Below are 23,283 nucleotides of genomic sequence, written 5' to 3'. Positions count from 1 at the left end.
TTGTAATGCTTTATGTTCTCTGTTTTCTTTGCGCCTTTGCGAGAGATAATCATACAAATCTTAACATTTGTTGAGCTAGATAAATTGCTAAAATTTTATTAATAATTTACAAAGTTGAAATTATGTCTTTTAACTATATCAACGAGATAACATCCCCTGAAAATTTAGCGAAGTTTGCTGATTTAGTGAAAATTGCTGGAGGTGCAGTGCAAGATGTAAGTAGTGCGTTTAAAGTAAGTCATCGATTTTTAGGCACAAAACCGATGGAATTGTGTGTTAGGGCGGTAATGAGTGATTCCAATTCAGCAGAAATAGTTAAGGAGAAATATATTGGTTTAGCATACGATTTAGATGCAATGTTAGCGATGCCGAAACATTCTCTTGGTTGGACTTATGGTAAAGTAATGAGTACAATGGGTTATGATCCTCAATTTTATCCTCCAGCAAAACCTGAAATGAACGATGAAGAATATGTAAATTTTCGAGTCTTTAAAACCCACGATATTCATCATATTTTAACAGGATTTAGTCTTAATAATTTTGGGGAATTAGGAGTAATTTCAGTAACGGTTGCTCAAAGTCGTTTTCCCGGTTTTTTGTTTATTGATTTATTATCTTTATTAATTAGCTTTTTTGCTTCTGATAAATTAGTATCTGAAACATCTTTACCAGAAGATCAAATTAAAACTTTAGGTTATAAATTTAAGTTAATATCTCAAGGTTTAGAAATGGGGGAGTCTGCAAAACCTTTATTTCCTATTAAATGGGAGGAATATTTTGAACATCCTTTAGATGAAGTACGAAAAGAAGTTAATATTATTCCTGTTACTACTGGTGCTTATAGTTGGTATAGTGATCCTAAATTACAAGATGCGATGGCTTAATAAAGTATTTAATTAATAAGTATTTTGCAATAATTATTGTTGGGTTACGCTGAAGCTAACCCAATCGACAAAAGAATGTTCAATAAACTTAATAAATTGAACAAATATGAATATTAATTCTCAAATTTTACCAGAATCTAACCATCTAAATATATGGGCATTATCTCGATTATTTCAAGCAACCACTAATTCTTATAAATATCTCTTTTTTTACTCCATTTTAGATATTTTATCCCAGAGATTATTTGATAATTCAGAGTCAATTAGTTTTCAAGAATTAATGATAGAAATGTTAGCTAATGCTTGGTATCCTCATACCTTTTTTCGCCTATCCTTTGGGAAACAAGATAGAATTGCTAATAAGTTAGACTCCCTTGATTTGACGGTAAACACTACCGTTTTAAAATTTAATAGTAGCGATAAAATAGCGTTGAAAGAAATTATTAGTCAAAATAATTTAACTGCTATTATTGCTGATTTTAAAAAGAATGTACCTTTTCGATTATTACGCCCTTTTTTACAAGAAAAATTACGGGATTTTGATGTTAATTATGAAGTAGTCAAAAAAACCCCAGAAATAGCTAATCTATATTTTTATATTCTTAAACCTTTATATCGTTTTAATGCTAATACCTATAGAGAATCTGATGCCATTATTTTACATCCAGAATGGGTAGAATATTTTAAACAAAATTTTATCATTATTAAAGGTTGGGTGGCTTGGGAATGGTTACAATATATGCAAAAAAATAATCAAAATGTACCCAATTTGGTTAATAAATTATTTGCCCCTGAGAAAAGAAACTCTTTAACTAACCAAGCTAATTATTGGAAATTTATACTAGAAAAACAACCGATTAAATGTATTTATTCTCAGCAAACTTTAGATAAAAATAGCATTTCGATCGATCATTATTTACCTTGGTCATTTGTAGCTCACGATCGACTTTGGAATTTAATCCCAACGATGAATAATGTTAATAGTTCTAAATCAAATAATATACCATCTTCTCAATATTTAGTCAAATTTATTCAATTACAACATCAAGGCTTAACTATTTCTCATCAATATTTACCTCGAAAAGAATGGTTAAAATATACAGAAAATTATCTGCTAGATTTAAAGGTAAGTCACATAGAAGATTTATTAAATTTAGAATTATTAACTAATATTTATAACCGTCAGTTTGAGCCTTTAATATCCTTAGCAAAAATACAAGGTTTTAACGATAATTGGATTTATTTAACAGCTTCTTAGAATAGTAAAATTGTCAAAAAGATAGGGAATTAGCTGAGTCGGGAATGAGTGATTATCTAAATTTAAACATTTAAAATCTGATAATTTTAGATTAATTTTCTCACATAAATACACAAAGTTCGCAAAGATACAAGGGTGTCTTAACATTTTGTTATCAAGATATAATTTGAAAAAAATATTTTTATCCCCAACTGGATTACTTATTCCTCTGTTATGATTATAAATATGTGAAATTAATAATCAGTTCAATTATCTTTCATGACTGAAAAAAGAGTCAGGCACGTTTTAGGATTAAGTGGTGGTAAAGATTCTACCGCTTTAGCAATTTTGCTACACAAAGAAATTCCCGACATGGAGTATTTTTTTTGTGATACACACAAGGAGCTACAGGAAACTTACGATTACCTCGATCGAATTCAAGCTCGTTTAGGCATTAAGATACATTATCTTAGCGAAAATCGGGGTTTTGATCATTGGTTGGCGATTCATGATGGTTTATTACCGTCTCCGCAGATGCGCTGGTGTACGGTTAAAATGAAGATTAAGCCTTTTGAGGAATTTGTCGGCGATGATGAAGCTATCAGCTATATTGGCATTCGTGCCGATGAAAATAGGGAGGGTTACATCTCTACGAAACCGAATATTAAACCCGTTTTTCCCTTCAAAGAGAGGGGTTTAGTTAAAACTGACATTCTGCAACTTTTAGAAGAAAGCGGTATTGGTTTACCTGAATATTATAAATGGCGCAGTCGCTCTGGTTGTTTTTTCTGTTTCTTTCAACGTAAGTATGAATGGGTGATGTTGGCGGAGAATCATCCTGATTTGTTTGCAAAAGCCGTTGAATACGAGTCTAATCATCGAGATGGGCGCACCTATACTTGGAATCAGGGTGAAACCCTCTTGGAATTATTAGAGCGTAAAGACGAAATCATAGCACATCATGAACGTTCGATCGCACGAGAGCAGAAAAAAGCCCCGAATCGCCCTTTAGCAGAGGCTTTAGAGTCGGTGTTAGATGACGATGATTCGACTTTACCTTGTTTAGTTTGTAATTTGTAAACCCTTCCTAACATGATTGAATCGATAAAAGAAGGAGGAAAAACACCATTATCAGAATGTATAGAAGAATCTAGTATCAGGGATATTTAAATGAGTAAATTATAATTTTAAAGGGGAATTATGTTATTACTATCTAAGACTGAAATTGAGAAACGTTTACAAATTTCTCTTAATCAAATTTTTGATATTTGTCAACAATGGAATATCAAAGAAATGGCTTTATTTGGCTCAGTTTTAAGGGATGATTTTAACAACGAAAGTGATGTTGATTTTCTCATCTCTTTTCAACCTAATACTCCTCAAGGTTTATTAACAATTTCTAAACTTAAATCTCAATTAGAATCCTTACTTAATTATCCCGTAGATATTGCTATTAAAGATTCTCTTAATGATAATGATAACTGGATTCGTAGCAAAGAAATTCTAACTACCGCTCAAACTATTTATTTATTAAGAAATTGAATCAAATTTTACCTATTTTATCAAAACTCGATCGAACCTTTCATTATTATAAAATATAGAGAAATAAAAACTATGAATTTAAACTTTGGTGTGCAAAAACAACCCATTTACGGCACTTATGGAGAATTTACCATAGAGTCAGAAGATAAAAAAATTACTGCCCAATATTTACTAACAAAAATGAAGCCGGGTGCAGAAAATACTTGGGAAAATACTTTAGCAGATCAGATGATTCCTTGGCGAGAAATTTTTAAAATAGATGAATTAACCTTTGATGAATTATTGCAAAGAGACTTAGACGATTCTAGGGTAGCCAATGATTTAATTCCCTATTTACTTGGTGAAAGTGGCTCAAATGCTCGTTTTTTCCCCCCAATTTTAGCAGTTTTAGCACCAAAAAGAATTGAAAAATCAGGTATCTTACCCTACTATCCTCCCCTTACAAATCACACCGATACATCCATCAGTTTTGGCAACTTATTTGAATTTGAAAAACACACCTTAGACGGAGAATTAACCCCTTTAGGAGTCTTAAAATATAATCAAAAACAAAGTGCTTTAATTATAGTTGATGGGCAACATCGGGCAATGGCAATTTTGGCACTACATCGCACCATTAATCAAAAATGGGGGGATAATAAATATGCCTCTTACTATAATCATTTACAAGTAAACCAAAATCAGATAAAAAACCTCGAATTACCCGTTTGTATCGTCTTTTTTCCCGATTTACACGAAAATAATCACACTTTCAAAGAAAAAGGCATTGACTTAAAAAGCGTCTGTCGAGAAATCTTTGTCGTAGTCAATAAAAATGCAAAACGCATTAGCCCATCAAGAGAATTATTATTAGATGATGAGGATTTAGCCGCGCGTATGATGCGTAATACCCTATCCCAGTTGAAAGACAGAGGAGAAGAGAATGCCTCCCTAGCGCGTATTTATTCCTTTGCCTTTGGTGATAGTCTTTCCGATGCGGATACCCGTAAAAGTGAAGTAGTTACAGGGCAATTAGAGTATTGTACAGCAGTGGCGTTGTTTAAAATTCATTGTGCCATCAGTTTCGGCATGAAAGATGCTTTTAATCTGATAGAATCTGGTAAAGATATTACCCATAATCGTCGCACCAAAAATAAAGAGCGTTGTCAAGATTTATTAAAAGGTACAGAATTAGCAGAAAAATGGAATTATTTCGATCGATTTTCAGGAAAATATCACCCTTTACAACAAGTACAATTAGCCGTTAATTTATTAGGCAATTTAACCGATGTTGTTATTTTACCTTTATTTGATAAATTTATTCCTTTTGCCGTTTATAATCAGGCGATGCGAGAAGTTTATAATCAGTTGCAAAGCCCATTATTAAAAACAGAAGAAATTCACATAAAATCATTTAATTTATTATTTGAAGGTAGCGCAGTTCAAGCTATATTTGAAGATCATGTTCATCGTTTAACAGATAAAATAAATAAGTCTCAAGAAGAAGGAAAAACTATTAGTGACTATTTAACCTATCAATTAAAAGATGCTAAAAATACCTTAGATGCCGTCAAAACTTGGGAAGAAAAAATAAAATATATCACTGCTTGTAAACTATTTAATATAGATGACACAAGATTTTTAAGTAATAATAGTGAAAAAGAGAAAAAAGAATTAATAGCAAAAGCAAAATCAATTTTAGATGCCATTTCTACTCAGGCATTTCAATTAGGTTATCCCATGACAATTCACTCCATTGTTGAGTTAATCATTAAAGATAATCCCTACACACCTTATGAAGAAAGATTGAGAATAACTAAATTTATTGCTAACTTATATTTAAACGCCTTAAACAAATATTTTTCTTCATCATCAGATACTTTACATCAAAAATTAACAGGCTTTATCACTGAATCAAGAGTCAATATTTTTACTCCTAGCGAATTAGGATTAAGAGGATTATTAAATTTACATATTAAAGAATTAAATGAAAGTCAATGGGTATTTTTCCGTTATGCTATTTTAGAAATTGTCCATTGTAAATATAGTTATCAAGGCTTATTAGATGTTTTAAATCAATCAGAAAATCAAGATTTAGCTCAAAAATATATCGACAATTTACCGACTATAATTAACTCAATTTTACAATTAAGACAAGAATATATTGATAAAGGAATTAATAGTGTTATTAACTCAAAAGAATTTAAAAATCAAATAGAATTAAATAAAGTTAAACTTGAAACCCAAAATTTATCAAAAGAAGAAATAGACAATCGTATTAATAATTTTATTAAAGAAAAACAAACGGAAATTCAATTATTAGCTAGAGAAAATATTAAAGCAAGTTTAGGAGAATTTAGTAATAAAAATAAGCTATTAGAAAGGTTAAACATTATCAATAATAACTTAAAATTTACTAGCGGAATAGCGGGAGATATTCAAGAATTTTTAACCTAAATTTATCTTGATAATAATAAGCCTTAAAAGGCTTACTAATTTGTAGGTTGGGTTAGCACTCATAGTAACCCAACAAAACTTAAATAAAGTTTATTTAATGATTGATTTAACCAAACTGATATTTTTACTAATAAAACATTATGAATGAATTAAACTTCTACAATAACGACTTAGTAACTCAAGTATTTTCTAACTTATCTATTGACAAAAAAAGACTTCCATCTAGTGGCTTAACTGAATCAGGAGTGCCTAGTTTTGTTGCTGAATGGCTATTAGATAAAATTGTACCCGGTATTGGTAATTTAAGTACATTGGAACATGAAAAAGTTAATAATATGGTGATGAAAGCCTTTCCCAGAAAAGATGATAAAGAAAGGATAAAATATCAAGTGCAACAGGGAGAAGAGAAAAAGTTAATTGCTTTATTACAAGTAAGAGTGCCACTAGAAAAACCATCGGAAGAAAAACAAATACCTCTAGCCAGTATTCCTGTTTTAAATCTCCCTGAATGTGATATTGAGCCTCATATTATTGAACAAAATCCGTTGTTATTAGGTAGAGGAATATGGGGAAAAATTACCCTTAATTATGCTATCAATGAAAGGGGAAAATATAATGTTAATGTGTGTGAATTTGATCCTTTTCAAACTTCAGAAGTAAATATTAAAGACTATGGAAAATGTCGAGAAAAATTCACTTTTGAACAATGGCGAGATTTGTTATTATGTTCTATGGGATTAAACCCTGAAGATTCTGCCTATAATGATGAGTCAAAAATTTGGATTTTAAGCCGATTATTACCATTAGTAGAATCAAATTATCATGTGATGGAATTAGCACCGAAAGGCACGGGAAAAAGTTTTTTCTATGAAAATGTTAATAGTAAAGTAAAGGTTATTAGCGGAGGAAAAATCACTGCCCCAAGATTATTTTTCAATGGTAAAACAGGAGAAATTGGCTTATTAGGCACTTATGATGTTGCTGTTTTAGATGAGGTGCAAAGTTTAACTTTTGATAATCCAGATGAAATTATTGGACCTTTAAAAACCTATTTGGCTAATGGGCGCTATAATCGATCGGGGTTTGCTGATATTAATAGTGATTGCTCTTTGGTGTTATTAGCTAATATTGAATTAGACGCATATCAACGTCCAAAAAATGAAGATAATTTAATCAAAAATCTTCCTAAATTTTTCTCAGAAACTGCTTTACTCGATCGATTTATGGGTATTATACCCGGTTGGAAAATTCCTAAATTTCAACTAAATATGAGGGCGACTCAAATAGGTTTAAAAACAGACTTTTTTGGAGAGGTTTTATTTAATTTAAGAAAGGATAATCGTTTTTATCACTATGCTCAATCTCATACTAGATTTATCTCTAATGTTTCAGGTAGAGATCAAATTTATCTCTTGAAAAGTGCATCAGGTTTTCTAAAACTATTTTATCCTAGTTTGAATTTAACAGAGGAAGAATATTTATTTAATTGTTTAAAACCAGCTCGTTTTTTACGTCAGCAAATTCATAGTTTACTTTATAACCTTGATGATGAATATAAACAGTATGAAAAAGAAATTATTGTTGATGTAATGTAATTACAAATATTTATTTTTTTAACATATTTTATAGCTATCAATTATGAATAATTTATTGACTGAAAAACAACAAACATTAACAAAAGAAATTATTTTACAAACTTTAAAAAATCAAGAAAACTTTTTCGTTAAATACGATATTAAAACCTTAGCACTATTTGGCTCAACTGCTAGAAATGAAGCTACAGAAAATAGTGATTTAGATTTTTTGGTAGAGTTTAATCATTCTACTACATTAGATGGTTATATGAACTTAAAATTTTATCTTGAAGAATTATTTAATAAATCGGTAGATTTAGTCACTTTTAAATCCATCAAAACCATAATCAAAAATTCTGTATTAGCCGAAGCGATTTATGTCGAGAAACCTTAAACTTTATCTAAGTGATATTCTTAATAGTATCAATAAAATTGAATTATATACTAAAAATTTAACAGAATCACAATTATTAGAAGATGAAAAAACATTAGATGCTGTGACTCATAATTTAATGATTATTGGAGAAGCTACTAAAAATATTCCTCCTCAAATAAGGCAAGAATATGAACAAATAAAATGGAAAGATATTATTGGTTTAAGAAATATTATTGCTCATACTTATTTTTCCTTAGATTACGAAATAATTTGGAATATTTTAAATCAAAAAAAATTAGATGAACTTAAACAAATAATCTTATTAATTTTAGACAAAGTTTAAGATCAAATAACATTTTTTACTTATTAAAATTTCTGTACTAACTGACTTCGTGAAAAATGTCTAATCCTATCTACCTAGATTATCACTCTACAACCCCTGTCGATCGAACTCAAAAGAAAATATCATTGAAGTAAAAGAAGGTTCAATTTAAAATAATAGTTTGTAAATTTCTTACTTTTTTAATAGTTTCAAAATCTTTATCATTATGAATTAAAATGAAATTATAACTGATAGCTAGTTGAGCAATGCAACAATCAATGCTACTTCTAACGGTTAAACCTTTACGTCTTAAATCATAGAAAACACGAGCTGATTTAATCAATATAGAACTATTTTCTGTAAGATAATCTTGATCATCCAAATAAATTTCCAATAGTTGCCATTCCTGTTCGTTTTTAGCACCCTGTAATAATTCCATTTGGATAAAATGACTCAAAAAGAAAGGATTATCTTGAATAATATTTTCTAAATTTTTTCTTTTAATTCCCGTTTTATCTCGAAAAATATTAACCAAAACAGAAGTATCAATTAGATACATTTTCGTTATTTCTTAACTCCTTATAATTATAGTCTTCTCTAAATTCAATTTTTCCACTTAAATCTAATAAATTCAGTTTTTTTCGATTACGAATTAACTCTTTTAAAGCCATATTTACTAACTCTTTTTTCGTTCTCACATTAGTTAAACGGAAGGCTTCTTCTAGTAAACTATCATCAAGATCAATATTAGTTCTCATTTTCTTGTGTAAAATGTCTAAATATACAAATATTATACACTAAGATTCTTAATGTCTAATCCTATCTACTTAGATTATCACTCTACAACCCCCGTCGATCGACGTGTTGCTGATAAGGTATATGATTATATGGTGCATAACTTCGGCAATAGTAGCAGTATAGATCATGTTTTTGGCGATCGAACCCAAGAAGCAGTAAAAAAAGCTCAACAGCAGATTGCGGATTTAATCAACTCATCCCCTCAAGAAATAATTTTCACCTCTGGCGCAACGGAAAGCATTAACTTAGTTATTCAAGGATTAATCCAGCCTTATCCTCATCGTTATATTATCTCACCCCTCGAACATAAAGCCGTTATCGATACTTGTCAGGCAATGGTAAAGAAGGGATTAGGGGAGATTGTGTGGTTGAAGGTAGATAATAAGGGCAGAATTGACTTAAATCACCTTGAAAAAGTATGCACTCACGGAGCAGATTTATTGTGTATCATGGGGGCAAATAATGAGATTGGCAATATCTATCCCATCGAAAAAATAGGGGGGATTGCCCATAAATATCATATCCCTTTTCTGTGTGATGGTTCTCAGGCAGTGGGCAAAATTCCCGTTAACTTCGAGGATTGGGGTATCACTTTTTTAACTATCTCTGGTCATAAATTATACGCCCCAAAGGGTATCGGTGCATTAGTCATCAAAAAAGGTTTTTCTTTACAACCTCTGATTTATGGGGGAGGACATCAAAAGGGCATTCGATCGGGTACATTAAATGTATCAGGGATAGTGGGTTTGGGAGAGGCTTGTTATTTACGACAACTAGAGATGAGAGAAGATGAAGGCTCGATCGAACTCAAAAGAAATCATCTACAATCACTATTACAAGCCAAAATTCCCGATTTAGTCATCAATGGAGATACAGAAAATCGCCTAGCAGGAAATTTACATATATCAATACCAAATATGCCCAATAGTGCCATTATAGCCCGAATTAGGCATAAATTAGCCATTTCTACGGGTTCAGCTTGTAGTAGTGCCACTTTTTCCCCCTCTCACGTTTTAAGAGCGATGAATTTAGATGATACAACCATTGAGGGGGCGTTGAGAATCGGCATAGGTAAATTTACCACGGAGATAGAAATAGAAAAAAGTGCAGAGATTATTAATAATGCCGTGATGGAAATTCTTAACTTGAGCAATAAATATTAGTTGGTGGGCAATGCCCACCCTACAATTAAAAGAATTGTGTAATCTTAATTGTTATTTCGGAATAAATAACTTCGTTTCTTCTACATATTGCCATGAAGTTCCATCAGGATCACGACTTTGACTCCACAAGGGAAAATCTGCCTCAGTCTTTCGTTTTGCCACTGTAGTTGGACTCACTTCTAAACGTTTAGCTAATTCACTTTGATTTAAAGCATTAATATTGCTTTCGATCGAGCTACTGGTGTTTTCTTCTGGGGATGAAGGGGGAGGAAGGGGATTATCAACAGAAGTAGATGCACTAGAAGGAATGACTGTAGTTGTAGAAGGTTCAGTTACTACGGGGATAACGATTTCTGGATTAACTGTTGGCGTTTGAGATTCAATAACTTGTGTTGTCGGACGATCGGAAAATGAAGCGTTTGTATCAGGTGCTAGATCAGTATCATCATCAGGCTCACTATCATCAAAGATACTGCCTAAAGCGTTAGCTGTCAAGAAATAATAGACAACTCCTTTATCTTCATATAATCTTTTTACCGCGCCATATTGTTGAGTTTTGTAATCTAAATATGAACGGGCATCTTTAACACTAAGGTTAACTTTAGTGGTAATATCAATTACCGTTAAGCAACCTTGATTGGCTTGTATTAATTGATTAAAAAAAGGATCTATTTGTTCAGATAGTTGTTTCAAATGGTATCTTTTCCATAATTTGTACCCCAATGCAAAGACGAGAATCCCTACAATTATGGGCCAAAAGGTAAATACTACCATTATGATTAACGCTAGGGGCAATATCACTAAAAGGATACTGTTAGCACCACTATCTATTACTTTTCCAGTCATAGTTTTCAGTGGTTATACTACATAATGCTTGGTTCTTGTACCAAGTATAAAGATTATACATGAAGAATGGAGAATGGAGAATGGAGAATGGAGAATGGAGAATGGAGAATGGAGAATGAAGAATGGAGAATGGAGAATGGAGAATGGAGAGTTAGAGAAAATTTTTAAATTACTTTTTACTTTTTACTTTTTACTTAATTATTGGGCTTGTTTCATCATTTCCACAAGGGTTGTATGAGCGTCTTTGGCATCGGTTAGGGTATGATCAAATTGGATTCTTAGGGGAGTTTCTTCTTGGTTATCAACTATGATATACATTCCTTGAGCATCGATCGAACTCATAAAAGCAGTGTTGGGAGTGTCGATTTTACCGTAATATTGGGCATATAGTTTCACAGCGTCTTGATGATCATTGTTCATGTGTTTACAAATTCGATCGCTGATAGCTTGAGTAATAACTTCTGTCATAGTAATTATATTTTAAAATTTTTATTTATTATAAAATGTCTGATGTCAAAATCATTTTAGTTGAACCAGCAGGGGAAAGAAATATCGGATCGATCGCGCGAGTTATGCGTAATATGGAGTTAACTAAATTAACCATTGTCAATCCCCGTTGTGATCATTTGTCGGAAGATGCTAGGATTATGGCAGTTCATGGAGTGGAAGTATTAGAAAAAGCTGAGATTGTGGATTCAATTCCTCAAGCCTTATATGGATGTAACAGAGCGATCGCCACCACTGGACGACAAAGAGATGTACATACAACCTTAGAGACTCCTAAACAAGCAATACCTTGGCTTAAAGCTGATCATATCACCAGTGCTTTAATTTTTGGTCCTGAAGATAGGGGTTTAAGCAATCAAGAATTGAGTTATGCTCAACGTTTCATTTGTATTCCTTCTAATCCAGCATATCCATCCTTGAATTTAGCTCAAGCTGTGGGTATTTGTGCTTATGAATTATATCAAATTTCCCAAGAATCGATCGAGCCAGAAAATTTATCTGTGGAAGATTTAGTCAATCTTGAAGATTTAGAAGGCTATTATCAACATTTAGAGTCCGTATTATTGCAAGTGAGTTATTTATATCCCCATACTGCACCAAAAAAGATGGAAAAATTACGGCGCATTGTTAATCGTGCCAATCTTACCAGTCAAGAATTAGCAATGATTAGAGGAATTTTAAGACAAATTGAATGGTCGATCGAGCATAAGTAAGCTGTGCTATACTTGGCGAGGGCATAATTTGAGTTTGGTGAAGGTAGGCAAAAGGCAAGTAGGCAAGAGGCAACTATACATTTTGCAACATCAGATTATAACCTTGATGAGTATAAAATAAGCTAGGAATTACGCAAAGATAACGATATTCTGTCATTGGGAAATATCAAGCAATCTCAAAAATCTTTATTAACGATCATTAGGGGTATATATATGTATAATTTCACCCTCAAAGATAATCCGATTACCTTAGCCGATTTTGCATTTAATGCCATCGCTAAACAGGTAAAAAAAATTGTTAAATATGAACAGAAAATCTTAACAGAAAATGATCCCGAAAATTTGCATCAAATTCGAGTCGGGATGAGAAAATTAAGAAGTGTTTTAAGTGTTTTTTCGATCGCCCTAATTATTCCATCAAGTATTACCGATAAAAAAATAGGAAATCTTGCCAGAATTTTAGGACAACAGAGGGATTTAGATATTCTCAAAATTAATTTAGAAAATAAATTTAATCATAAATCTTTAGATCAAGAAACTGTTATCATCGAAAAAATTATTCACAAAATCAGTCAACCTAATGTTGATTCTAACTCAAAAAATTTAGAAACTATTTTAACCAGTAAAAAATATCTGCATCTCAAAGAAGATTTGTTATTTTGGTTAGAAAATCCTCAATTTAGTTTGATCGCCCTGCAAAATATCCGCCGTATCTTACCTGATTTATTACTACCTCAAATTAGTAACTTTTTTCTACAATCTGCATGGTTGATAGGTACTTTTAGGGATTATAATGGACAAATTATAATTAAGGAAAATCTCTCAGAAAAAGATGTTGATTTATTGATTAATCTACAAGGAGAAAGTTTACATAAACTGAGAAAACAAGCTAAAAAAACTCGTTATCAGTTAGAATTATTTACTGAATTTTATCCTCAAGAATATAGAGAATATTTAGAGTTTATTGTGCAAGTTCAAGAAATTTTAGGAGAAATTCAAGATAATATTTGTTTACAGGATCATTTAACGGAAGTTATGGGGAATAAATGGTTAAAAAAACTGAATAATTTACATCAATTAATCCTTAAAGATAAACTAGATAAGTGGCAACAATGGCAACAATTACAAATTAAATTTTTCTCAGGAGATTTTTGTCATAATTTAAGAGAAATCGTGAATAATGGGTTATAAATTAGTTATTTGATGTATTATGTCGATCGAACAATTTACCCTCTTAATTCATCCATTTTTTACGGTAGTAGCGGTTTTTCCCTTAATTGGTATTGTGTGTTATTTTGCATGGGAAACTCGTCAAAGAAGATTAGAAATCAAAGAGGGAGAGAAAAGTAAAATTCCTCCTTCCGTCGGTTTAAATCATGTGCAGATTGGGAAATGGTTATCGACAGGAGTAGTTATTTCGTCTTTAATCGGATTAGCACGACCAATTATTACTAAAAATATTCTTAAAGAAACACTTTGGGAAACTAATTTTTTTCAGTTTATTTTTATTGTTTTAATGTTTGTTTTTACCATCGCTTCTTTTATTCTATTATTTCGATCGAGAGATAAATTATGGCGAGGAATTTTTGCTACTTTAAGCGGAATGGGAGTAGTTATTTTAGGTTGTCAAGATGGCATTTTTCGCCGTAGTAATGAATGGTTTTGGTCACATTATTATTATGGTGTAACTGTTTGTTTATTGATGATTTTTTCTGTGGCTATTATCGATGATATTTACCGAGATCGATCGAACAAATGGCGTAATATTCACATTATTTTAAATTGTTTGGCATTGTTATTATTTATAGGACAAGGCTTCACGGGCGCGAGAGATTTATTTGAAATTGGATTATGGACTCCTCCCCCAGCATAGCTGTTTGATTCTTAAACTTTTGATTCAAGTAAAGTAATGAGTAATGAGTAATGAGTAAAAAGTTTTATTGATCATCGGATTTTGTTAAGAAATATAGCTAAATATTAATCTTTTTTAAAAAATGTTATTCAAGTTAAAAGAAGATGTTAATTTGAATCAAAGACCAATTTTATCGATCGTAATCTTGTTTTACTGGATTAATCAATAATTAATTTTTCTTTAAATTTGGTGTTAATTTTACAATTATCTTACTCTTAAAAACCATGAATAATAATCAAGAAAAAGATTTAGTAACTGCTGGTTTAACTGCGGCTATTGGCGCAGGAATTATCACCTCTTATGCCGTTACTCAAGGGCAAAATCCTTTAGTAGCAACAGGAATCACCGTTTTTTCTGCATTATTAGCCGTAGTAATTCATCAAGCAGATTTAATTTAATTTAACTTAACTAAAAATGAATCACTATTGATGATGATAATTGATAATTAACAAGCAAAAGTTCCGATAAATAAAATCACTTTATAATAATGAATGTCAGAAAAATTATTATTACTTTTACAACTGTGTAATTCTAGTTTGCCTTTAGGTGCGTATAGTTATTCAGAAGGATTAGAAACTCTCGTTGAAAAAAAATTAATTATTGATAGTCAAGGCTTAAAACATTGGTTATTAAATGAGTTAAAATATGGCTCAATTCGAGTAGAATCGGCAATGATTGTTCGATCGTACCATAGTTATCAAGCAAAAAAAATAGAAGATTTATTATATTGGAATAATTGGTTTAGTGCCAGTCGAGAAACCGCAGAATTAAGGCAACAAAGTTGGCAAATGGGCAAAAGTTTATTACGGTTAATTAACTCTTTTGAACCTGATAATTTATTTTTACAAACAGTTATTAATAACCTAAAATCCTCTGGTCACTATTCGATCGTATTTGGAGTAATTACAGCGCATTGGCAAATTGAAATAGAAAACGTATTATTAGGCTATCTTCATAATTGGGTAAATAATTTAGTCAATGTAGGAGTCAAATTAATTCCATTAGGACAAACCGAAGGACAAAAATTATTATTAAATTTTAATAAAGAAATTACTCAACAATTAACAAAAATTTTATCCTTAAAAGATGATGAATTATCTAGTTGCAGTTGGGGATTATCTTTAGCTAGTATTCAACACCAACAATTATATAGTCGCTTATTTCGCAGTTAAAATAAAACGGAAAATTTATCTATAGCAATCAGGAATCATTTATGAGAAATTTAAACTAAATTCCCCCTTTATTTAAGGGGGGTTAGGGGGGATCAAATTCTCAAAATACCTGAATTTTACTATTAAAATATTATGGCAAACGCTATGATTTAATGCCCGTAGGCGATGAAGCTGGACAGTATCAAGATGAAAATGGTCAAAAAGCACAACGAGAAGACGGTTTGGACGATCGAGGTTTAATATATCGTCTTACAGATGAATCTATTTTTATTTACTGGGATACAGCCCCTTATCAATAAATTTCGATCGCAAAACGCTATCATATAAAGTTAGAATCTCTAATTTCATAGACACAAAAAGATAACAATGACCATTAAAACCCCCGTAGAATTTCAAGACGAATTTGACGTGATTATTATTGGCGGAGGACATTCGGGCTGTGAATCCGCTTTAGCCAGTGCTAGATTAGGGTGTCGCACCATGATGTTAACCCTGAATTTAGATAAAATTGCGTGGCAACCTTGTAATCCGGCGGTGGGTGGTCCTGCCAAATCTCAACTTACCCACGAAGTCGATGCTTTAGGAGGAGAAATCGGCAAAATGGCCGATCGAACTTACCTACAAAAAAGAGTGTTAAATAATTCCAGAGGCCCTGCTGTATGGGCATTAAGGGCGCAAACCGATAAGCGAGAATACGCCCATATCATGAAAAATATTGTGGAAAATGAGCCTAATTTGTCCATCAGAGAAGGCATGGTGACAGATTTAGTCTTAGGCAAAAATGATGAAATTATCGGTGTTCAAACATATTTTGGAACTTGTTTTAAAACCAAAGCAGTAGTATTAACCACAGGCACATTTTTAGACGGTAAAATCTGGATTGGCGGTAAATCTATGTCCGCAGGAAGGGCTGGAGAATTTGCCTCCATCGGACTTACAGAAACCTTGAATGACTTGGGTTTCGAGACAGGAAGACTGAAAACAGGTACACCAGCAAGGGTTGATAAGCGCACCGTTGACTACAGCAAAATGGAAGTACAACCCCCCGATGAGGAAGTCCGTTGGTTTAGTTTTGATCCTGAAGTTTGGATCGAAAGAGAACAAATGAACTGTTACTTAACCCGTACCACTCAAGCCACCCATCAACTAATTAAAGATAATCTGCATTTATCCCCCATTTACGGCGGTTTTATCGACTCCAAAGGACCAAGATATTGTCCTAGTATTGAGGATAAAATCGTGCGTTTTGCGGATAAAGAAAGCCATCAAATATTTATTGAGCCTGAAGGGCGAGACATTCCAGAGTTATATATTCAAGGGTTTTCTACGGGTTTACCTGAGAATATTCAATTGGCAATGTTACGCACGTTACCCGGTTTAGAAAATTGTGTCATGTTGCGCCCTGCCTATGCGGTGGAATATGACTTTTTACCTGCGACTCAATGTTATCCTACCCTGATGACAAAAAAAATTGAGGGTTTATTCTCCGCAGGACAAATTAACGGTACAACGGGCTATGAAGAAGCTGCCGCACAGGGGATCGTTGCAGGTATCAATGCGGCTAAATTTGCCCAAAATAAAGAGATGGTGGTGTTTTCCCGTGAACAAAGTTATTTAGGTACTTTAATTGATGACCTTTGTACTAAAGATTTACGAGAACCCTATAGAATGCTCACATCTCGATCGGAATATCGTTTAATACTTCGATCGGACAATGCAGATCAACGCTTAACGCCTCTTGGTAGAGAAATTGGTTTAATCGACGATCGACGTTGGGAATTATATCAACGTAAACAAACAAATATCATCGCCGAACAAGAAAGATTATATGAGACAAGAATCAAAGAAAGAGACGAAGTTGCCATAAGAATTGTGGCAGATACAGAACAAAAAATTAAAAACTCTATTACCCTAGCGGATTTATTGCGCCGTCCTAATTTTCATTATGAAGATTTAGAAAAATATAATTTAGGAAATTCTGAGTTAAATAAAGCGGAAAAAGAAGGGGCAGAAATTGAAATTAAATACTCTGGTTACATCAAAAGACAACAAAGTCAAATTGATCAAATTGCTCGTCATAGTAACCGTAAATTAGATGAAAATTTAGATTATCAAAACATCGAAACCTTATCCATGGAAGCCAGGGAAAAACTCAATAAAGTCAAGCCTTTAACCATCGGACAAGCTACCCGTATCGGAGGAGTAAATCCTGCGGATGTTAATGCTTTATTAATTTATTTGGAAATGCAAAATAAACAGTTAACTGTTGATACTTTTAAAAATAAATAATGAGGCGTTGCCTCATAGTATTTTGATGAGGGAAGGTGATAGGTGTTAGGTTAAAGAATGAAAAATCAAGATAATGATACTAATAAAATTAAAATAACTTCTGATGCCTTATTTTTACAAGATTTTTTTGCTTTAATATCCATTTTAGGTTATAAGTAAGATTGAGTTTTATCAATATATCGATCGAATGAACTATCCCCCTTAAGCATATCTCAACATCAATTATGGTGTGGAAAGAGAATTAAATAACCTACCTTAGATAAATCCCTATCGAGGTAAAAACAATCTCTAACACTAAACTTTTGGATTTTATTTAATCTTCATTACTATTCAGATTATCCAATTTTTTCTATTCATTAATTAATTTTTGAGGAGGCAATGTTAAATACAGTTACCCTAAAACGGGAGTGGTTTTCTAATGTTAAAGCGGATATTCTCGCTGGTGCAGTGGTAGGATTAGCTTTAATTCCAGAAGCGATCGCATTTTCGATCATAGCAGGAGTTGATCCCAAAGTTGGCTTATATGCCTCATTTATTATAGCAATCACTACCGCTTTTTTAGGAGGACGACCCGGCTCAATTTCCGCCGCTACGGGAGCAATGGCATTATTAATGGTAAATTTAGTTAAAAATCATGGCGTTGAATATATTTTTATCGCAGGTATTTTAACGGGTATCTTACAGTTATTATTTGGTGTCTTCAAGTTGGGCAAACAGATGAAGTATGTACCCCGTGCCGTGATGATGGGTTATATTAATGCTTTAGGGGTTTTAATTTTCCTTGCACAGTTACCTCAATTAACCAATGTACCCTATACGGTTTATGGCATTACGATCGTATCCTTAATGATCATTTATATTTTACCCCGTTTTACCCAAGCTGTACCCTCACCATTAATAGCTTTAGGAGTAATGACATTTATCACCATCTTCTTTAAACTAGATGTGCCGAAAGTAGGAGACATGGGAGAATTACCCACAACCTTACCCTTTTTTAGTTTTCCCAATGTACCCTTGAATCTCGAAACTTTACAAATTATACTGCCCTATTCCCTAACAATGGCATTAGTGGGATTACTAGCATCTTTTCTTACCGCCGCTTTAGTAGATGAATTAACCGATACCCCTAGCGACAAAAATCAAGAAGCAAAAGGGCAAGGTATCGCTAATATTATAACCTCTTTTTTTGGTGGAATGGCAGGATGTGGCATGATTGGGCAATCAGTAATTAACGTACAATCAGGAGGTAGAGGGAGATTATCTACATTTTCCGCAGGGATTTTTCTCCTTTTCGCTATTCTTATCCTGCAAAATTGGGTAAAAGAAATGCCCATGGGTGCATTAGTCGCCGTGATGATTATGGTATCTATTGGTACATTCCGTTGGTCATCCATTACAAACATACCTAGAATACCTCGAACAGAAACCGTTGTCATGTTAACCACCATGATTATTACTATTCTGACTCGTAATTTTGCTTTAGGAGTAGTAACGGGAATCATCATGAGTACAGTGTTTTTTTCCCGTCAAATCGCGCAACTTGTATTTGTGGATAGGGTATTAAGTGAAGACGGCAATCATCGTACTTATAATGTATCAGGACAAATTTTCTTTGTGTCGGTAGATGAATTTTTAAATCAGTTTGACTTCACAGAATTAGTTGATTCTATCACCATTAACTTAACTCATGCTCATCTTTGGGATCAAGGGGCGATTACTGCCATTGATAAAGTGGTACTCAAATTTCGCCGTAACGGTGTGCAAGTGGAGTTAATCGGTTTAAATGAAGCTAGTGCAACTTTACTACAAAAATTAACGATGAATGATGAAATAAACTTTTCTCAAAATTAAGATGTTATATTCAAGTTCATATAATTATTTACTATGAATCAACTTGTAGGTTTAGTTAAAGATAACGTAACCAAACAAAATTATTTAATTCATTTATAACTCTTGATGAATAAGACTCTATCTTCTCCTTCCCCGTCATAGTTTGAAAAATAAGAAATTTGATCATATTTACTATTTCCCTCTTGTATCTCAAATCCTAAACTTAAATGAAACTCGATCGAATTTTTATTTAGAGGGGATGTTACACATTTAACTATTTGTCGATTATATTGGTGAATAACCTCAAAAAATTTTTGATATAAAGATTTTCCTAAACCTTGCCCTCTAAAATTTGGATGAATACCAACAAAATGAATATATGCTTCCTGTGAATGAGTTTGAGATAAAAAACCAGTTAAAAAGCCAATTATTTCACCTTCTTTTTCGATAATAAAACTTGTTTGACTGAAGTGTTCAAAGAAAAGTTTGGGTAACATATTACTCATTTTTCTCCCATTCCACCAATGGTTAACAACGGAGATTATTATATTATAATCAGATGGATTTGGATTACGAATTAGCATATTCATTTTGAAGATGATAAAAAAGAGCCTTTGCAGACTCTATTTGTTTTCTTTTTTTTTAATACCCCCAAGGGAATTCGAATCCCTGTCGCCTCCGTGAAAGGGAGGTGTCCTAGGCCTCTAGACGATGGGGGCTTAGGTTTAGCATTGATTTAGCTTTTCACTCTTATTCAACGCACATTTATTAATATAACGAATATTTTTAGGAATGTCAAGAAAATGGGAAAATTTTTGAAAAAATTTTTTTGAGGTAAAAAAATAGACACAGAATCAGAGTCTGTGTCATATCCTATTCTTGTGTTTGTTCAAGTCAAAGGTTAATAAGCTAAGGCTTCAAGGGTTGAACGTAAATACTGTTTAACTTGATCATCAATACTGATTTCTAATTTGTTTTCGTTTTGCCAACGCTTAAAACCAGAACTTTTGGCGATCGCCTGTTTGAGACTGTGCCAGATTTGTTGATCTTGTACTAAATTGCTCGAAATAGTTGATATACCCATAGGTTTTCTGTTTTTTGAGGATGACTTAGTTAGTGATATTAACTAAGATAGCTTAATTGTTACCAATACTATTGTAACCGAGATCACATTGTGACGATGTAACTAATTAAGAGTTGTTGACAAATTCAATTTTTGTTCTTGTTGTAAGGATTCTAATTGAGCAAAAGCCTTTTCAGAAATAACAATAGTGGGGTTTGAATCATCTTGTCTCACCAAAGAACGACGAACCTGCCCTAAGTATAAAGGAATTGTTACTCCTTCTTGATGAAATTGTGTTCTTGCCCTAATCGTAAGCTGATCATCACCACTGGTGGCTGTTCTACCATAGGAGAATAAATCATTGGATGCCTGTTGTAAAGTGCTTTCTAGTTGATCTTTGGTGATGTCAATGGGTACAGTAATTACTGCTTGGTTTCCGCCAGTATCATAAACTAAGTTAAATCTGACGGCGTTGGGTATTTCTACTCGATCGAACAAGCCTAAACTTAGGGCAAATAAGCCAACGGTTAACACTCCCATAAATCCCGTAGCGCCCACGAGACGGAAACGGAAACCCCATTTAAACAAAAAGCCCACAATAGCGAGAACAAAAAAGCCAATGGTTGTATATATTGACCAAATAGTATAAGTTTTAAAATCTAAAGGTAAATCCATTTTTGTCGATAATATAATGTTAATTTCTCAATTGTACTGGATTGAGTAAATCCTCACTTAATCAGTCAATAAAATCAATGATATAGTTACCATAAAACTAATTAGTTAGAGTTATTAGATAATATGCAAGAAACCCGTTTAAACTTATTGATAGAGCGATTAGTTAATCAATTTTTTGGGTTTTTAACTAATCCTTGGCGACAATTATCCTTAATAATTATTTGTGCATTGTTGGGTTTTTTCCTTGCCAATGTGATTACTACTTCCGCAGGACAATCAGCTAGATGGGATACTTCGATCGCACTATTTTTTCTTTTATTTACAGAAACAAGCAATTATATTATATATCGTCGTCGCAATGAAAAACCTCCTTGGATGGACTTATTAAGCTCTTTAAAAATCGGTTTTGTTTATGGCTTATTTTTGGAAGCCTTAAAACTTGGTTCATAAGTATTGTTTTATAGGGTGTGATGAAAAAGTCTTTTGATGAGGGTAGGTATTAGGTGTTAGGTGTTAGGTATTAGGTGTTAGGTGTCAGGTATTAGGTGTTAGGTGTTAGGTGTTAGGTGTTAGATTAAATAATGAAAAATCAAGACTTTGATAAGCATTTATCATAACAATATTCCAGAAAATCTAAATAGGATTGCTTAAATACTTCTGTGCTAAATTTTTCCGCTTGGGTACGACAGTTTTCCAGATTAATCTCTTTCTCTAATTCTAAAAAGGTTTCTACTCCTTCTATCAACCCTTCTACTGTTTGGGGAGAAAAAAGAACTCCTGTACCTTTTTCTTTATCTTGGCGAATATCAATGACAGTTTCTGTTGCTCCGCCAGAGTTGTAGGCAATAACAGGAGTACCACAGGCTTGGGCTTCGACGATCGCAATGCCAAAATCTTCACAGGCGGCATAAACAAAGGCTTTAGCGTTGGCTAAATATTCCTTAAGGATACTATATTCCACAGACCCCAAAAGGGTGATATTGGGCTTGGCTATAGCCTGTATTTGTGCCATTTCTTCACCATCACCGATAACCACAAGGGGTTTTCCTAATTGATTGAATGCTTCTACTATCAAAGAGATTTTTTTGTAACTGACTAAACGGGAAATGGTGATATAGTAATCAGATTTTTGAGGTTGAAAAGGAAATTCTTGTACTTGCACAGGGGGATAAATAACTTTTGCTTCCCTGCGGTAACAGCGCCAAATTCTTCGTGCGGTGTGATGAGAATTGGCGATAAAATAATCAACTTGGTTAGATGAGGTAACATCCCATTGGCGCAGACGATGCAAAATATAACGGGCAATTATGCCTTGTATTCCTTTCCCTAGTTTACTTTTGTCTAAATAATCAAAGGTTAAATCCCAAGCGTAGCGCATTGGTGTATGGGAGTAACAAATGTGTAGCTGATCAGGACGGGTAATAACTCCTTTAGCTACGGCATGGGAAGATGACAGAATAACATCATACTCTGTCAAGTTCAGTTGCTCGATCGCAATGGGTAACAATGGTAAATATTTTTGTACTCCATTTCGACTAAGGGGAAAGTGTTGTAAAAAAGTCGTGTGAATTTTCCTCTGGTATAAATAGCTATGGGGATTAGTTGATTCAAAGTCGATCAAGGCAAAGATTTCAGCATCGATAAAACTCAATATCTCCTTAACAACTAATTCCGAACCTCCCGTGGCTTTTGGGGTTAACCATTCATGAACCAGAGCAATTTTCATGGATATTTTACTAAACGCAACACTATAGTTTAATGGTTCACTGTGAAGGGTGTCAAGGTGTGAAGTACCTAACACTAACCTACGGTATAGTGTAGGCTTCTCGTCTCATTTGCCAATGCTTTACAACACTCCGTTGCGTAGCACGGACGTTAGTCCGCCCCAAATCCAAGCATTGTCGAGTCTTACTTCGCATCTCTACCTATTACTAGGCTTTATGG

26 protein-coding genes and 1 tRNA gene are annotated in these 23,283 nt (G+C 32.9%); 18 read left to right on the top strand and 9 right to left on the bottom strand.

All coding sequences use genetic code 11. The features are described 5' to 3' along the window. Nucleotides 1–122 precede the first annotated feature (122 nt). From SYN6308_RS14575 to SYN6308_RS14540, 8 genes are all read left to right on the top strand, one after another. Nucleotides 123–884, top strand: coding sequence for a Coq4 family protein (locus tag SYN6308_RS14575; RefSeq protein ID WP_017295187.1), 762 nt, complete (start codon nt 123–125; stop codon nt 882–884). Nucleotides 885–990: 106 nt separating this feature from the next. Next, complete coding sequence (locus SYN6308_RS14570; RefSeq protein WP_017295186.1) at nt 991–2,142, top strand: HNH endonuclease domain-containing protein; 1,152 nt, start codon at nt 991–993, stop codon at nt 2,140–2,142. Nucleotides 2,143–2,400: 258 nt separating this feature from the next. Continuing rightward, nucleotides 2,401–3,201, top strand: coding sequence for a phosphoadenosine phosphosulfate reductase family protein (locus SYN6308_RS14565; RefSeq protein WP_017295185.1), 801 nt, complete (start codon nt 2,401–2,403; stop codon nt 3,199–3,201). Nucleotides 3,202–3,321: 120 nt separating this feature from the next. Next, the gene (locus SYN6308_RS14560) at nt 3,322–3,663 is read left to right on the top strand and encodes a nucleotidyltransferase family protein (RefSeq protein WP_017295184.1); all 342 of its coding nucleotides are present in this window, start codon (nt 3,322–3,324) and stop codon (nt 3,661–3,663) included. Between the two features lie 72 nt (nt 3,664–3,735). Then, on the top strand, nt 3,736–6,099 hold the full coding sequence (locus SYN6308_RS14555) for a DNA sulfur modification protein DndB (protein WP_017295183.1): 2,364 nt from the start codon (nt 3,736–3,738) through the stop codon (nt 6,097–6,099). A gap of 140 nt (nt 6,100–6,239) precedes the next feature. Further along, nucleotides 6,240–7,694: a BREX system Lon protease-like protein BrxL gene (brxL, locus tag SYN6308_RS14550; protein WP_017295182.1), complete on the top strand. Its 1,455-nt coding sequence runs from the start codon at nt 6,240–6,242 to the stop codon at nt 7,692–7,694. Nucleotides 7,695–7,737: 43 nt separating this feature from the next. Further along, nucleotides 7,738–8,067: a nucleotidyltransferase family protein gene (locus SYN6308_RS14545; protein WP_017295181.1), complete on the top strand. Its 330-nt coding sequence runs from the start codon at nt 7,738–7,740 to the stop codon at nt 8,065–8,067. Next, a complete protein-coding gene (locus SYN6308_RS14540; protein WP_017295180.1) occupies nt 8,051–8,392 on the top strand; it encodes a HepT-like ribonuclease domain-containing protein in 342 nt (113 codons plus the stop codon). Before SYN6308_RS14545 ends, SYN6308_RS14540 begins: the two co-directional genes overlap by 17 nt. A 142-nt stretch (nt 8,393–8,534) precedes the next feature. On the opposite strand, the gene vapC is transcribed toward SYN6308_RS14540, so the two are convergent. Both vapC and SYN6308_RS14530 read right to left on the bottom strand, forming a co-directional pair. Then, nucleotides 8,535–8,930 (bottom strand): type II toxin-antitoxin system VapC family toxin, encoded by a 396-nt coding sequence (gene vapC, locus SYN6308_RS14535; protein WP_017295179.1) that lies wholly within the window; start codon nt 8,928–8,930, stop codon nt 8,535–8,537. Beyond that, complete coding sequence (locus tag SYN6308_RS14530) at nt 8,917–9,129, bottom strand: type II toxin-antitoxin system VapB family antitoxin (RefSeq protein ID WP_017295178.1); 213 nt, start codon at nt 9,127–9,129, stop codon at nt 8,917–8,919. The genes vapC and SYN6308_RS14530 overlap by 14 nt, the downstream gene beginning before the upstream one ends. Before the next feature lie 51 nt (nt 9,130–9,180). Between SYN6308_RS14530 and SYN6308_RS14525 the strand changes: the two genes are divergently transcribed. Then, nucleotides 9,181–10,332: a cysteine desulfurase family protein gene (locus tag SYN6308_RS14525; RefSeq protein ID WP_017295177.1), complete on the top strand. Its 1,152-nt coding sequence runs from the start codon at nt 9,181–9,183 to the stop codon at nt 10,330–10,332. Between the two features lie 51 nt (nt 10,333–10,383). On the opposite strand, the gene SYN6308_RS14520 is transcribed toward SYN6308_RS14525, so the two are convergent. Together SYN6308_RS14520 and SYN6308_RS14510 are read right to left on the bottom strand one after the other, a co-directional pair. Continuing rightward, entirely contained in the window at nt 10,384–11,178 is a 795-nt protein-coding gene (locus tag SYN6308_RS14520; RefSeq protein WP_017295176.1) for a hypothetical protein, read from the bottom strand. 198 nt (nt 11,179–11,376) lie between these two features. After that, entirely contained in the window at nt 11,377–11,646 is a 270-nt protein-coding gene (locus SYN6308_RS14510; RefSeq protein ID WP_017295174.1) for a DUF2470 domain-containing protein, read from the bottom strand. Between the two features lie 35 nt (nt 11,647–11,681). Here SYN6308_RS14510 and SYN6308_RS14505 point away from each other — a divergent pair, with 35 nt between their 5' ends. The 8 genes from SYN6308_RS14505 (at nt 11,682) to SYN6308_RS14465 (ending at nt 19,622) form a co-directional block, all read left to right on the top strand. Then, a complete protein-coding gene (locus SYN6308_RS14505) occupies nt 11,682–12,398 on the top strand; it encodes an RNA methyltransferase (RefSeq protein ID WP_017295173.1) in 717 nt (238 codons plus the stop codon). A gap of 213 nt (nt 12,399–12,611) precedes the next feature. After that, nucleotides 12,612–13,589, top strand: coding sequence for a CHAD domain-containing protein (locus SYN6308_RS22585; RefSeq protein WP_017295172.1), 978 nt, complete (start codon nt 12,612–12,614; stop codon nt 13,587–13,589). Nucleotides 13,590–13,608: 19 nt separating this feature from the next. Beyond that, nucleotides 13,609–14,271 carry a DUF4079 domain-containing protein gene (locus SYN6308_RS14495; protein WP_017295171.1) on the top strand — a complete coding sequence of 221 codons (663 nt, stop codon included), beginning with the start codon at nt 13,609–13,611 and terminating at the stop codon, nt 14,269–14,271. A gap of 263 nt (nt 14,272–14,534) precedes the next feature. Beyond that, nucleotides 14,535–14,708 (top strand): hypothetical protein, encoded by a 174-nt coding sequence (locus SYN6308_RS25165; RefSeq protein WP_017295170.1) that lies wholly within the window; start codon nt 14,535–14,537, stop codon nt 14,706–14,708. Between the two features lie 93 nt (nt 14,709–14,801). Then, the gene (locus tag SYN6308_RS14485) at nt 14,802–15,482 is read left to right on the top strand and encodes an urease accessory protein UreF (RefSeq protein ID WP_017295169.1); all 681 of its coding nucleotides are present in this window, start codon (nt 14,802–14,804) and stop codon (nt 15,480–15,482) included. Between the two features lie 152 nt (nt 15,483–15,634). After that, nucleotides 15,635–15,781, top strand: coding sequence for a hypothetical protein (locus SYN6308_RS24955; protein WP_017295168.1), 147 nt, complete (start codon nt 15,635–15,637; stop codon nt 15,779–15,781). A 67-nt stretch (nt 15,782–15,848) separates the two neighbouring features. Then, nucleotides 15,849–17,771 (top strand): tRNA uridine-5-carboxymethylaminomethyl(34) synthesis enzyme MnmG, encoded by a 1,923-nt coding sequence (gene mnmG / locus SYN6308_RS14475; protein WP_017295167.1) that lies wholly within the window; start codon nt 15,849–15,851, stop codon nt 17,769–17,771. Between the two features lie 378 nt (nt 17,772–18,149). Beyond that, nucleotides 18,150–19,622 carry a SulP family inorganic anion transporter gene (locus tag SYN6308_RS14465; protein WP_017295165.1) on the top strand — a complete coding sequence of 491 codons (1,473 nt, stop codon included), beginning with the start codon at nt 18,150–18,152 and terminating at the stop codon, nt 19,620–19,622. An 89-nt stretch (nt 19,623–19,711) separates the two neighbouring features. On the opposite strand, the gene SYN6308_RS14460 is transcribed toward SYN6308_RS14465, so the two are convergent. From SYN6308_RS14460 to SYN6308_RS14445, 4 genes are all read right to left on the bottom strand, one after another. Further along, nucleotides 19,712–20,185, bottom strand: coding sequence for a GNAT family N-acetyltransferase (locus SYN6308_RS14460; RefSeq protein ID WP_026102091.1), 474 nt, complete (start codon nt 20,183–20,185; stop codon nt 19,712–19,714). Nucleotides 20,186–20,247: 62 nt separating this feature from the next. Continuing rightward, nucleotides 20,248–20,320: transfer RNA gene (locus SYN6308_RS14455), tRNA-Glu, on the bottom strand. Nucleotides 20,321–20,502: 182 nt separating this feature from the next. Beyond that, a complete protein-coding gene (locus SYN6308_RS14450; RefSeq protein ID WP_017295163.1) occupies nt 20,503–20,685 on the bottom strand; it encodes a hypothetical protein in 183 nt (60 codons plus the stop codon). A 102-nt stretch (nt 20,686–20,787) separates the two neighbouring features. Continuing rightward, the gene (locus tag SYN6308_RS14445) at nt 20,788–21,339 is read right to left on the bottom strand and encodes a Ycf51 family protein (protein ID WP_017295162.1); all 552 of its coding nucleotides are present in this window, start codon (nt 21,337–21,339) and stop codon (nt 20,788–20,790) included. Between the two features lie 123 nt (nt 21,340–21,462). On the opposite strand from SYN6308_RS14445, the gene SYN6308_RS14440 reads away from it, so the two are divergent. Beyond that, on the top strand, nt 21,463–21,789 hold the full coding sequence (locus tag SYN6308_RS14440; protein WP_017295161.1) for a DUF565 domain-containing protein: 327 nt from the start codon (nt 21,463–21,465) through the stop codon (nt 21,787–21,789). 139 nt (nt 21,790–21,928) lie between these two features. Here the strand turns inward: SYN6308_RS14440 and SYN6308_RS14435 are convergent, their stop codons facing one another. Then, nucleotides 21,929–23,065 (bottom strand): glycosyltransferase, encoded by a 1,137-nt coding sequence (locus SYN6308_RS14435; RefSeq protein WP_017295160.1) that lies wholly within the window; start codon nt 23,063–23,065, stop codon nt 21,929–21,931. Nucleotides 23,066–23,283 lie beyond the last annotated feature (218 nt).

The organism is Geminocystis herdmanii PCC 6308 (genome assembly GCF_000332235.1).
GTDB lineage: Bacteria > Cyanobacteriota > Cyanobacteriia > Cyanobacteriales > Cyanobacteriaceae > Geminocystis > Geminocystis herdmanii.
This window is presented reverse-complemented; position numbering and strand designations above follow the sequence as displayed.

Coding starts and splice junctions, on each gene's coding strand:
- SYN6308_RS14575 (WP_017295187.1), top strand. CDS start 123: ATGTCTTTTAACTATATCAACGAGATAACATCCCCTGAAAATTTAGCG.
- SYN6308_RS14570 (WP_017295186.1), top strand. CDS start 991: ATGAATATTAATTCTCAAATTTTACCAGAATCTAACCATCTAAATATA.
- SYN6308_RS14565 (WP_017295185.1), top strand. CDS start 2,401: ATGACTGAAAAAAGAGTCAGGCACGTTTTAGGATTAAGTGGTGGTAAA.
- SYN6308_RS14560 (WP_017295184.1), top strand. CDS start 3,322: ATGTTATTACTATCTAAGACTGAAATTGAGAAACGTTTACAAATTTCT.
- SYN6308_RS14555 (WP_017295183.1), top strand. CDS start 3,736: ATGAATTTAAACTTTGGTGTGCAAAAACAACCCATTTACGGCACTTAT.
- brxL (WP_017295182.1), top strand. CDS start 6,240: ATGAATGAATTAAACTTCTACAATAACGACTTAGTAACTCAAGTATTT.
- SYN6308_RS14545 (WP_017295181.1), top strand. CDS start 7,738: ATGAATAATTTATTGACTGAAAAACAACAAACATTAACAAAAGAAATT.
- SYN6308_RS14540 (WP_017295180.1), top strand. CDS start 8,051: ATGTCGAGAAACCTTAAACTTTATCTAAGTGATATTCTTAATAGTATC.
- vapC (WP_017295179.1), bottom strand. CDS start 8,930: ATGTATCTAATTGATACTTCTGTTTTGGTTAATATTTTTCGAGATAAA.
- SYN6308_RS14530 (WP_017295178.1), bottom strand. CDS start 9,129: ATGAGAACTAATATTGATCTTGATGATAGTTTACTAGAAGAAGCCTTC.
- SYN6308_RS14525 (WP_017295177.1), top strand. CDS start 9,181: ATGTCTAATCCTATCTACTTAGATTATCACTCTACAACCCCCGTCGAT.
- SYN6308_RS14520 (WP_017295176.1), bottom strand. CDS start 11,178: ATGACTGGAAAAGTAATAGATAGTGGTGCTAACAGTATCCTTTTAGTG.
- SYN6308_RS14510 (WP_017295174.1), bottom strand. CDS start 11,646: ATGACAGAAGTTATTACTCAAGCTATCAGCGATCGAATTTGTAAACAC.
- SYN6308_RS14505 (WP_017295173.1), top strand. CDS start 11,682: ATGTCTGATGTCAAAATCATTTTAGTTGAACCAGCAGGGGAAAGAAAT.
- SYN6308_RS22585 (WP_017295172.1), top strand. CDS start 12,612: ATGTATAATTTCACCCTCAAAGATAATCCGATTACCTTAGCCGATTTT.
- SYN6308_RS14495 (WP_017295171.1), top strand. CDS start 13,609: ATGTCGATCGAACAATTTACCCTCTTAATTCATCCATTTTTTACGGTA.
- SYN6308_RS25165 (WP_017295170.1), top strand. CDS start 14,535: ATGAATAATAATCAAGAAAAAGATTTAGTAACTGCTGGTTTAACTGCG.
- SYN6308_RS14485 (WP_017295169.1), top strand. CDS start 14,802: ATGTCAGAAAAATTATTATTACTTTTACAACTGTGTAATTCTAGTTTG.
- SYN6308_RS24955 (WP_017295168.1), top strand. CDS start 15,635: ATGCCCGTAGGCGATGAAGCTGGACAGTATCAAGATGAAAATGGTCAA.
- mnmG (WP_017295167.1), top strand. CDS start 15,849: ATGACCATTAAAACCCCCGTAGAATTTCAAGACGAATTTGACGTGATT.
- SYN6308_RS14465 (WP_017295165.1), top strand. CDS start 18,150: ATGTTAAATACAGTTACCCTAAAACGGGAGTGGTTTTCTAATGTTAAA.
- SYN6308_RS14460 (WP_026102091.1), bottom strand. CDS start 20,185: ATGCTAATTCGTAATCCAAATCCATCTGATTATAATATAATAATCTCC.
- SYN6308_RS14450 (WP_017295163.1), bottom strand. CDS start 20,685: ATGGGTATATCAACTATTTCGAGCAATTTAGTACAAGATCAACAAATC.
- SYN6308_RS14445 (WP_017295162.1), bottom strand. CDS start 21,339: ATGGATTTACCTTTAGATTTTAAAACTTATACTATTTGGTCAATATAT.
- SYN6308_RS14440 (WP_017295161.1), top strand. CDS start 21,463: ATGCAAGAAACCCGTTTAAACTTATTGATAGAGCGATTAGTTAATCAA.
- SYN6308_RS14435 (WP_017295160.1), bottom strand. CDS start 23,065: ATGAAAATTGCTCTGGTTCATGAATGGTTAACCCCAAAAGCCACGGGA.